General features: G+C 69.0%; 9 protein-coding genes. All 9 read left to right on the top strand.

Annotation, left to right across the window (positions count from 1 at the left end; genetic code table 11):
• Nucleotides 1–1,233, top strand: a 1,233-nt coding sequence (locus L0B03_RS00755; RefSeq protein WP_250442778.1) for a type IV pilus twitching motility protein PilT, incomplete at its 5' end; no start/stop codon positions are given.
• A gap of 1 nt (nt 1,234) precedes the next feature.
• Nucleotides 1,235–2,464, top strand: coding sequence for a type II secretion system F family protein (locus L0B03_RS00750; protein WP_250442775.1), 1,230 nt, complete (start codon nt 1,235–1,237; stop codon nt 2,462–2,464).
• 174 nt (nt 2,465–2,638) lie between these two features.
• Nucleotides 2,639–3,055, top strand: a complete 417-nt coding sequence (locus L0B03_RS00745; protein ID WP_250442771.1) for a prepilin-type N-terminal cleavage/methylation domain-containing protein — start codon at nt 2,639–2,641, stop codon at nt 3,053–3,055.
• 82 nt (nt 3,056–3,137) lie between these two features.
• The gene (locus L0B03_RS00740) at nt 3,138–4,982 is read left to right on the top strand and encodes an Ig-like domain-containing protein (protein ID WP_250442767.1); all 1,845 of its coding nucleotides are present in this window, start codon (nt 3,138–3,140) and stop codon (nt 4,980–4,982) included.
• Complete coding sequence (locus L0B03_RS00735; RefSeq protein WP_284501212.1) at nt 4,982–5,611, top strand: type II secretion system protein J; 630 nt, start codon at nt 4,982–4,984, stop codon at nt 5,609–5,611. Before L0B03_RS00740 ends, L0B03_RS00735 begins: the two co-directional genes overlap by 1 nt.
• A complete protein-coding gene (locus tag L0B03_RS00730; protein WP_250442761.1) occupies nt 5,608–7,212 on the top strand; it encodes an RICIN domain-containing protein in 1,605 nt (534 codons plus the stop codon). The genes L0B03_RS00735 and L0B03_RS00730 overlap by 4 nt, the downstream gene beginning before the upstream one ends.
• A gap of 1 nt (nt 7,213) precedes the next feature.
• Nucleotides 7,214–8,035, top strand: coding sequence for an A24 family peptidase (locus tag L0B03_RS00725; protein WP_250442759.1), 822 nt, complete (start codon nt 7,214–7,216; stop codon nt 8,033–8,035).
• A 149-nt stretch (nt 8,036–8,184) separates the two neighbouring features.
• The gene (pilM, locus tag L0B03_RS00720; protein WP_250442757.1) at nt 8,185–9,246 is read left to right on the top strand and encodes a type IV pilus assembly protein PilM; all 1,062 of its coding nucleotides are present in this window, start codon (nt 8,185–8,187) and stop codon (nt 9,244–9,246) included.
• On the top strand, nt 9,243–9,935 hold the full coding sequence (locus tag L0B03_RS00715; RefSeq protein WP_250442755.1) for a PilN domain-containing protein: 693 nt from the start codon (nt 9,243–9,245) through the stop codon (nt 9,933–9,935). Before pilM ends, L0B03_RS00715 begins: the two co-directional genes overlap by 4 nt.

Below are 9,935 nucleotides of genomic sequence, written 5' to 3'. Positions count from 1 at the left end.
GCGACCGCTGCCGGGGCCCCCCCGCGTCCTCCCGCCGCCGGGCGCGGGCCTGAGCGCAGCGCCCGGGTGGGTCTGGCTCAGGTCGTGCACGAGGGCGACCTCGACCTGGACGACGCCCTGCGGATGATGATCGACATGGGGGCCTCCGACCTGCACCTCACCTCGGGCGCCCAGCCGATGGTCCGGCTCGACGGGGGCCTGCGGCCGCTCGAGGACTTCCCGGTGCTGCTCGCCGAGTCGCTGCAGCGCAGCCTCTACGCGGTACTGAGCCAGAAGCAGCGCGAGACCTTCGAGCAGCACCTCGAGCTGGACTTCGCCTACGCGGTCCGCGGGGTCTCGCGGTTCCGCGTCAACATGTACAAGCAGCGCGACTCGGTCGGTGCGGCGTTCCGCATGATCCCCTACGAGATCAAGCCCCTCGACACCCTGGGCGTGCCGGCGTCGGTGGCGAACTTCGCGGGCATGCCTCGCGGCCTGGTCCTCGTGACCGGCCCGACCGGGTCGGGCAAGTCGACGACCCTGGCGGCCATCGTCGACCTCGCCAACCGGACCCGCAACGACCACATCATGACGGTCGAGGACCCGATCGAGTTCCTGCACCGCCACAAGAAGTCGCTGATCAACCAGCGCGAGGTCGGGGCGGACACGCTCTCCTTCGCCAACGCGCTCAAGCACGTGCTGCGCCAGGACCCGGACATCATCATGGTCGGCGAGATGCGTGACCTGGAGACGATCTCGGTGGCCCTCACCGCGGCCGAGACCGGTCACCTCGTCTTCGCGACCCTCCACACGCAGGACGCCGCGCAGACCATCGACCGTGTCATCGACGTGTTCCCCTCCCACCAGCAGTCCCAGGTCCGCACCCAGCTGGCCAGCGCGCTGCAGGGCGTCGTCTGCCAGACCCTGTGCAAGCGGGTCGGGGGAGGGCGTGCGGTCGCCACCGAGGTCATGATCGCGACCCCCGCGATCCGCAACCTCATCCGCGAGGGCAAGACCCACCAGGTCTACTCCGCGATGCAGGCCGGGGCCAAGCTCGGGATGCACACCATGGACCAGCACATCGCCGACCTGGTCCGCGCGAACAAGATCACCTACGAGGCCGGCCTCGAGAAGTGCCACCACGTGGAGGACTTCAACCGACTCGTGGGCCGGACCTCGAGCGTGGGCCAGGGCATGACCGCGGCCATGCAGGCCGATCCGACCTCGGCCGGCTATGCCGGGATGGGAGCCTGACATGGCCACCGAGACCAAGGTCTTCGAGTACGCCGTTCGTGACAACGGCGGCAAGATCGTCAAGGGCAGGATCGAGGCCAACAGCCAGGCCGCCGTCGTCACGCGCCTGCGCACCATGGGCATGGCGCCCATCTCCCTCAACGAGGTCAGCACCGGTGGGCTGCAGACCGAGATCAAGATCCCGGGGATGTCCGACCGGATCACGCTCAAGGACCTGGCGATCCTGTCCCGGCAGCTGTCGACGATGATCGACTCGGGTCTGTCGATCCTGCGGGCGCTGTCGATCCTCGCGGACCAGACCGAGAGCAAGCCCCTCGCCAAGATCGTCGCCCAGGTGCGCGGCGACGTCGAGACGGGCATCGCGCTGTCCGTCGCGCTGCAGAAGCACCCCGCGGTGTTCCCGCCCCTCATGGTCAACATGATCAAGGCCGGTGAGGTCGGTGGCTTCCTCGACCGGGTGCTGGTCTCGATCGCAGAGAACTTCGAGGCCGAGGTCAAGCTGCGCGGCAAGGTCAAGTCCGCGATGACCTATCCCGTGGTCGTGTTCGTGATCGCGATCCTCGCCGTGGTCGGGATGCTGCTGTTCATCGTGCCCATCTTCGCCAACATGTTCGCCAACCTTGGCGGCACCCTCCCGCTGCCCACGCAGATCCTCGTGGTGCTGTCGGAGTGGATGAAGATCGGCGGCCCGATCATCCTCGTGGGGCTGGTGCTCTTCGCTGTCTGGTGGAGCAAGAACAAGCACAAGCAGTCGGTGCGGGAGAAGGTCGACCCGTGGAAGCTGCGGGCGCCGATCTTCGGCAAGCTCTTCCAGAAGATCGCGGTCGCCCGCTTCACCCGGAACTTCGGCACGATGATCCATGCCGGTGTGCCGATCCTGCAGGCCCTCAACATCGTCGGGGCGACGAGCGGCAACATCGTCATCGAGCACGCCACCCGGGACATCCAAGAGTCGGTGCGCAGCGGTGAGTCCCTCACGGGCCCGTTGTCCCAGCACAGCGTGTTCCCGCCCATGGTGGTGCAGATGATGGCCGTGGGTGAGGACACGGGCGCCTTGGACACGATGCTGGCGAAGATCGCCGACTTCTACGACCAGGAGGTCGAGGCGACGACCGAGCAGCTGACGGCGATGATCGAGCCGATCATGATCGCCGTGCTCGGCGGCATCGTGGGAACCATGATCATCGCGCTCTACCTGCCCATCTTCAACATCTTCGAGCTCATCGAGTAGCAGGACGCTCGGCCTAACGGGTGAAGATCCCGCGAAATGGCCTGAAAGGCTCAAGGTGCCCGGGCGCGCGCCCGATGAAGCAGATGCAAGGCAGGAAGCGCAGTACCCCGCAGGTCCGAATCGGCCCGCCCGATTCCTCACACCATTCGTCCTGACACCGAAGGAGAGCATCTCGTGATTGCTCGCATCCGCAAGTCCATCGAGGAGAAGGACCAGGGCTTCACCCTGATCGAGCTCCTCGTCGTCATGATCATCATCGGCATCCTCGCGGCGATCGCGATCCCGGTCTTCCTCAACCAGCGCAAGTCCGCGGTCGACGCCTCGATGAAGTCGGACCTCCGGACCGCCGCGACCGCGGTCGAGACGAACTTCGTCGACAAGCAGGCGTATCCCGCGGACAACGCGGCCTTCCTGGCTCTCAACGCGACGAAGGACCCCCAGACGACCATCGCCTACACCCTGGATTCGGGTGCGACCGGCTTCTGCCTCATCGCCTCTCGCGCCAGTGCTGCACAGCCCGGCACGCAGGCCTGGGCCTACGACAGCGACAAGGGCGGGCTGCAGCCGTCGGGCACGTCGGTCTGTTCCTGAGCTGACGTGGTGATGGGCCGGGGCCGACGGCCCCGGCCCATCCCGCGTACGTCGGCATCGCACAACCACTGAAGGACGGACGATGAACCGCAGCAAGCGAGATCGGCGCGCACCCGCCGACGCCGGCTTCACGCTGATCGAGGTCATCGTCTCGCTCATCCTGCTGGGTATCGTCGCCACGGCAGCGCTGTACTTCTTCATCGAGGGCACCCGCACCACCAGCCACCTGCAGCGGTCCCAGAACGCCGTCGCGGTCGCCAATGAGGCCATGGAGAAGGCCTACGCGGTGAACCCGGTCGCGAGCCTGGGGACCACGAGCTCGGCCCTCGCGGCCGGCCGTCTTCAGGCGGACGTCGAGGCCGAGTGGGCCCGCTTGTCCGGGCTCGGGGTCGAGGGGCTGGCGGACACGTACCCGATCTGGGACCCGACGCCGACCGCCGTCCGGCCGGCCGTTGCCCTCAGAGACGACGTGACCCACTCGGGCCAGCGCTACCGCGCCACCACCCTCATCGGGATCTGCTACCGCAAGAGCGACGTCCTGGCCCCCGACCAGACCTGCACCAAGCTTCCCGGCGTGGCCGACGCCCTCCCCGAGGAGAGCACGCCCGCTGGGATGGTCCGCCTCCTGCGTGTCACCACCGTCGTCACCTGGGCCCCCACCGCGGGGGAGTGCGGGGACGGGCTGTGCACCTACCAGCTGAGCGGACTGATCGACCGCTCGGGCGACCTCACCTGGAACCAGGTCGTCGAGCCGGTCGCGGTCGAGGACTTCGCCGAGGCCCTGCACGGCGAGACCATCGCGATCGCCGTGCTCGACAACGACGTGATCGGCCCGGTGACCTCCAACCCCGTCCTGCCCGTCACCTACCCCGCTCCAGGCCAGGGGACGATCTCGGTCGCGAGCAACGGCGTGGTCAGCTACACGGCGCCCGCGACCGGCTCGGGGATCTACCCGTTCACGTACCGCATCAAGGACCGGGCTGGTCGGCAGTCCGATCCCGCGACGGTCCGCGTGTACGTCAAGCCCCTGGTGACCAACGACTCCTTCCGGGTTCGGTCCGGTACCGGGACACCGCTCGGCGTCCTCGCGAACGACAACGGCACACCCGCGAGCATCCAGATCACCGCCCAGCCCACGAGCGGCACGGTGACGACCTCTGGGCTCACCGTGACGTACACCCCGAACGTCGAGAGCGGCTCGGACTCCTTCCAGTACACGTACACCGACGCCTCAGGGCAGATCAGCACCCCGGCCCAGGTCAACATCCTGATCGAGTCCCTCGCCACGCAGGACCACACGATCGTGGTGGACGCACGGGCCTCGAGCGCCGACGTCTGGACCTCTCTGACTGACACGCTCCTCACCGGGATCGACGACCGGTCCGGTCTCGGCATCACCATCGTGGGGCCCCGCCCCACGGCGGGCACCCTCCGCGTCGGGGGCACCACCTACACGAGCACGTCGGCGTCCGGGACGAGCAACCGGAGTCTCGACGTCCAGTACAGCCCGCCCCGCAACGTGGTCGGCGAGTACACGTTCCGGTACGTCGTCTCCCGTGACGGTGGGGGCACGTCCGACCCGAAGAGCGTGACCCTGCGCGTGGTGCCCGTCGCCGGGGCCGACAGCTACGGGGAGCAGGCGGACAACCGGACGGTCAACTTCCCGGTCGGGCTCAACGACGCTCCGACCACCTTCTCCACGGCAACCGGCGTGACCGTGCGCTACGAGTCCCTCCCCGCGACGTGCGGGACGTTCCCGGCCCAGACCCGTCTCGGTCAGGGCGAGATCCAGGTCGCGCTGCCAGACATCAGAAACACGGACGGGATCCGCACCTGCTCGTTCACCTACACCCTCGAGGGCGCCGGCCCGCTGTCCCAGCTGCGTTCGGAGACCGTGACCGTGAGCTACACCTTCAGGAACAAGTGATGGACCACCTGCGCGCTCGCCTCCGGTCCCGTGATGAGGGGATGACCCTCATCGAGCTCCTGGTGTCGATGGGCATCTTCACGGTCGTCCTGGCCGTCTTCTTCGGCGGGCTGATCACGATGACCCGCAGCACGTCGCGGTCCCAGGACGTCACGGCCGCGGGCAACTCTGTCCGGAGCGCCTTCCAGACCATGGACCGGCAGATCCGCTACGCCTCGGCGATCAACACCCCGGGGACGGGGGGCAGCGGGTCGCACTACGTCGAGTTCCTGACCGGGTCGCAGCCGGACGGGCTCGCCCCGCTGTGCACCCAGTGGCGGCTCGACCCGACCAACCGTGTGCTCCAGCAGCGCACCTGGCGGGACACGCCGTCTGCTACGCGGAGCAGCTGGCGGACCGTCGCGACCGACATCCGCAACGACGTGACCGTCCACCCCCCGTTCACCTTGTACCCCGTGGGTGACGGGCGTAGCCGGCAACAGCTGGCTGTCGCCCTCGACGCGGGCGCGGGCGAGGGCGGTACGGACTCGGCGCCGGGGGCCGACGTCAGCACGGTCTTCGTCGCCCGGAACAGCGCCAAGGCCTCGACCGACACCGTGGTGTGCCAGAACCTCCTGGAGCGACCGTGATCCCTCTGCCCCCCGCCGCCGAGCGTGCGCTGCGTCGCGCCGGGATGGGTCGTGCCGTCCGGCACGACGACTCCGGCATGGCCATGGTGACCACGCTCATCGCGATCATGCTCACGGCGATGCTCAGCATCCTGCTGCTCGGCGTGCTGCTCTCGCAGCTGGTCCCGACGTCCTTCGCCAGGACCAGCAGCCAGACGGTCTTCGCTGCCGAGGCCGGCGTGAACGCCGTCGTCGGCCAGATCCGTACTGCCGACGCGCCGCCCGACGTGACCAACACCGTCTACGGCGACACGAACAAGCTGCCGTGCACCGCCGAAGGGCCGGTGGGCGGTGCGGGTGACGGCCTGCGCTACGCCGCGACCGTGCGGTACTACCTCGAGGACCCGACCGGGCGCCCCGACGCGTGGCTCGCGAGCCACGCGATGGGCTGCACCCCGGGCTCGGGCCCGTCGGGGGACCCCACGTACGCGCTGGTGACCTCCGAAGGTGTCGGTGAGGGTGTCGCCGGGATGAGTGCGGACGCGGGCAACCGCACCGTCCAGGTCGTCTACGAGTTCCAGATCACGAACAACAACATTCCCGGCGGGCTGATCTACAGCTATGACAGCCGTGCGGCCTTCACGCCGGACCGCTTCTGCCTGGAGGCGGAGTCGGCGACCGTCGGGGCGTACGTGAAGTACGTGCCTGCGGTGACCTGCGGGACCGACGACGTGCACCAGCTCTGGCTGTATGACGCGGACTACCGCATCAAGCTGGCCAGCACGACGGTTCCGGGAACCGGGCAGGAGCCGCTGTGCGTGACGGGTAGCCCGAACGGCACGACGCCCGTGCTCGCGACTCTCCAGGTGTGCGTGCCCGAGACGTCGGCCTCTCGCTGGAACCAGCTCTTCAGCTGGGAAGGCGGCGCCATCTGGCGGGGCCAGCAGAGTCCGATCTCCAACGGGTACAGCAACTTCTGGCTCTCGAGCGGGGTGCGCTCCGACGTCGTGAGCGGCCGCTACCTGCATGTCTGGAACCAGGCGGCGAACAACAACGAGTGGGGCTCCTTCAACCCTGACCCCCGCGTGGGCGCCGGTCCGGCAGGCGCGAGCACGATACAGATCGTCAACTACCTCGAGTTCGGACGCTGCTTCGACGTGACCGACAGGCAGGTGGGTAAGGCGTTCATGATCGTGTACCCCTGCAAGCAGGACCCCTCGGGTGGCTCCCGGCTGGACTGGAACCACAAGTGGTACTACTCCGAGCCACCGGACAAGGTCGGGATCGCCGCGGCGCAGCAGATCTACGTGTACAACCAGGGCAGCACCTCTGACCGGTGGTGCCTGGTCTCACCCAACACCGAGGGCGGCTACGTGACCCTCACGAGCGCGTGCAACGGGGCGGCCAACAACCAGAAGTGGACCCGGTACGCCGACACCGGCAACTACGGTGACTCCTACACGTTCCGCGACCACTGGGGCCGCTGCGCCTCGCTCGGTGACAAGTACGACGCCTGGTCCAAGATCACGGTCACGCAGTGCAACTCTGGCCTCGGCCAGAAGTGGAACGCGCCGCCCACGTCCATCCAGGCCTCGCTGGACGGGTACCAGGAGATCCCCTGAGATGACCGACCTGCCGGCCGTGAGCGGGCCGATGCTCACCGCTGTCTACGTCGTGGCGGGGGTGCTCGGCCTGCTCATCGGGTCCTTCCTCAACGTCGTGGTGTGGCGCGTGCCCCGCCGCGAGTCGATCGTCTCGCCGCCCAGCGCGTGCCCGCAGTGCGAGCACCCGATCCGGCGCCGCGACAACGTCCCGGTCCTGTCCTGGGTGTGGCTGCGCGGACGCTGCCGCGACTGCGACGCGCGCATCTCGCCCCGCTACCCGCTCGTCGAGATCACCACGGCCGCGCTCTTCGTGCTGGTCACGGCGCGCTTCGGTGTCGACGTCCCTGGGGTGTGGGCGTTGCCCGCCTTCTTCTACCTCGCGGCGATCGGGCTCGCGCTCACGTTGATCGACATCGACGTGCACCGGCTGCCCGACGCCATCGTGCTGCCGTCCTACGGCGTGGCCGCCGCGCTCCTCGGGCTGGCGACCTGGGGGACGGGGGACTGGGGCAGCCTGCTGCGCGCAGGCCTCGGCGGGGCGATCCTCTTCGTCTTCTACTTCCTGCTCCTCATCGTCTACCCGCGCGGCATGGGGTTCGGGGACGTCAAGCTCGCCGGCGTGCTCGGGCTCTACCTCGCCTGGCTGGGGTGGGGTGCCCTGGTCATCGGGGCCTTCTCGGCCTTCCTCGTCGGGGGCGTGTTCGCCGTCGCACTGGTGCTGACCGGACGTGCCGGGCGCAAGTCCGGGATCCCCTTCGGCCCCTGGATGGTGGCCGGGGCGGCGATCGGGATCGCTTGGGGCGAGGCGCTCTGGTCGGCCTACCTCGGGCTGATCCTCTAGCGCCGAGCTCAAGGCATGGCGCCGAGGTCTCGGCATCCGTCCGACGTGACGGCTCACGCCGTCGGGTGGTTTCCCTCAAGAATGCGCCGCCATGCACCGATAAGGAATCTGCATGCGCGCTGGACAACCATCAGAGGCGGAGAGAATCCATGGGGAAATCGCGAGTGGTCGGTCTCGACATCGGGTCGACCGCCGTCAGGGCGGCCGAGCTCGAGTTCGGACCGGGCGGCCCCACGGGCAAGCACCAGCCCACGCTGGTGAGGTACGCCGAGGTCGGCCTGCCGGCCGGTGCGGTGCTGGACGCCGAGGTGGCCGAGCCCGAGACCGTGGCCTCGGCCCTGCGTGACCTGTGGCGCCGGGCCAAGTTCAGCACCCGCGACGTCGTGCTGGGCGTGGGCAACCCCCGCGTGATCGTGCGTGAGCTCGACCTGCCGTGGCTGCCGATGCACCAGCTGCGCGCCTCGCTGCCCTTCCACGTGCAGGAGCTCCTGCCGATGCCGGTCGAGGATGCGCTGCTCGACTACTACCCGGTCGGTGAGTACGTCGGGACCTCGGGACGGACGGTCCAGGGCATGCTCGTCGCAGCTTCGCGCGAGACCGTGCGATCCAACGTGATGGCCGCCGAGAGCGCGGGCCTGCACCCTCAGATGGTCGACCTCAACGCCTTCGCCCTCCTGCGCGCCATGGCGCGGGGCGAGCACGCCCAGAAGGTCGTCGCCCTCGTCGACGTCGGCGCCCGCACGACGAACGTGATCATCTCCGCGCACGGCATCCCCCGCTTCGCCCGCACCCTGCCCTCGGGCGGCCAGGACGTCACTGATGCCCTGGCTGGCCAGATGCAGATCGCCGGTCCCGAGGCCGAGCACCTGAAGACCGAGATCGGGATCGGCTACTCCGTCGCACCAGAGCTCTCCGCCGGTGCTGCCGCGGTCGGTGAGGTCACCCGCACCCTGGTCGAGGCGGTCCGCAACACGTTCGTGTACTACGCGGGGAACAACCCCGGCGCGGGCATCGACGTCGCGCTGCTGACCGGAGGCGGTGGTCTTCTTCCCGGTCTCGGGCAGTACCTGTCGACGGCCAGCCGGCTCCCCGTGGCCTTCGGCGACCCGCTCGCGACGCTCAAGGTGTCCGGTGCCGCCGAGCGGAATCTGCCGTCCTCGAGCTCGTTGCTGGCGATCCCCGTCGGCCTGGCCTTTGGAGTTGCCGCGTGACCACCACCGCCGCACCAGCCCCGGTGCACACCCGCGCAGCCGTCCCGGGCGCTCCCGGACTGCCGCAGGTCAACCTGCTGCCCCCCGAGGTGCGGGCCGGGCGTCAGCTCGGCCGCGTCAAGACCTGGCTCGGCATCAGCGTCCTGATCGTGATCCTCGTCGCCGGGATGCTCTTCGTCTGGGCCTCGTTCTCCGCGACCCAGGCGCAGAACGAGCTGACCGAGCTGCAGGACACCAACCAGGCTCTGCTCGCCGAGCAGGCCCAGTACGCCGAGGTGCCCCGCGTGCTGGGCCAGCTCTCCGAGACGACCGAGGCGCGCGAGCTCGGCATGTCCACCGAGGTGCTGTGGCGCCCGTACCTGGCTGCGGTGGCCGCGACCGCACCGGCGGGGGTCAGCTTCGACACCTTCGGCGTCAACGCGGCGACCCCCACGACGCCACCGACGGCCCCGACCGACCCGCTCCATGCGCCCAACGTCGGGACCCTCACGTTCACGGCTCGGTCGCTCACCCTGCCGGACACCGCCGACTGGATCGAGCAGCTCGCCGAGGTGCCCGGGTTCACCGACCCGTGGTTGTCCTCGGCGCAGATCACCGACGAGTCCGGCGTGTACTACCAGCTGTCGGGCACGGTGCAGATCACCGAGGACGCCTACGCCCAGCGCTTCATCGACGAGGAGACCAGCTGA

The sequence above is a fragment of the Actinotalea sp. C106 genome (genome assembly GCF_023630195.1).
Classification (GTDB): domain Bacteria; phylum Actinomycetota; class Actinomycetes; order Actinomycetales; family Cellulomonadaceae; genus Actinotalea.
Note: the sequence above shows the minus strand (reverse complement) of the source record. Positions and strands in the feature narration are given on the sequence as shown.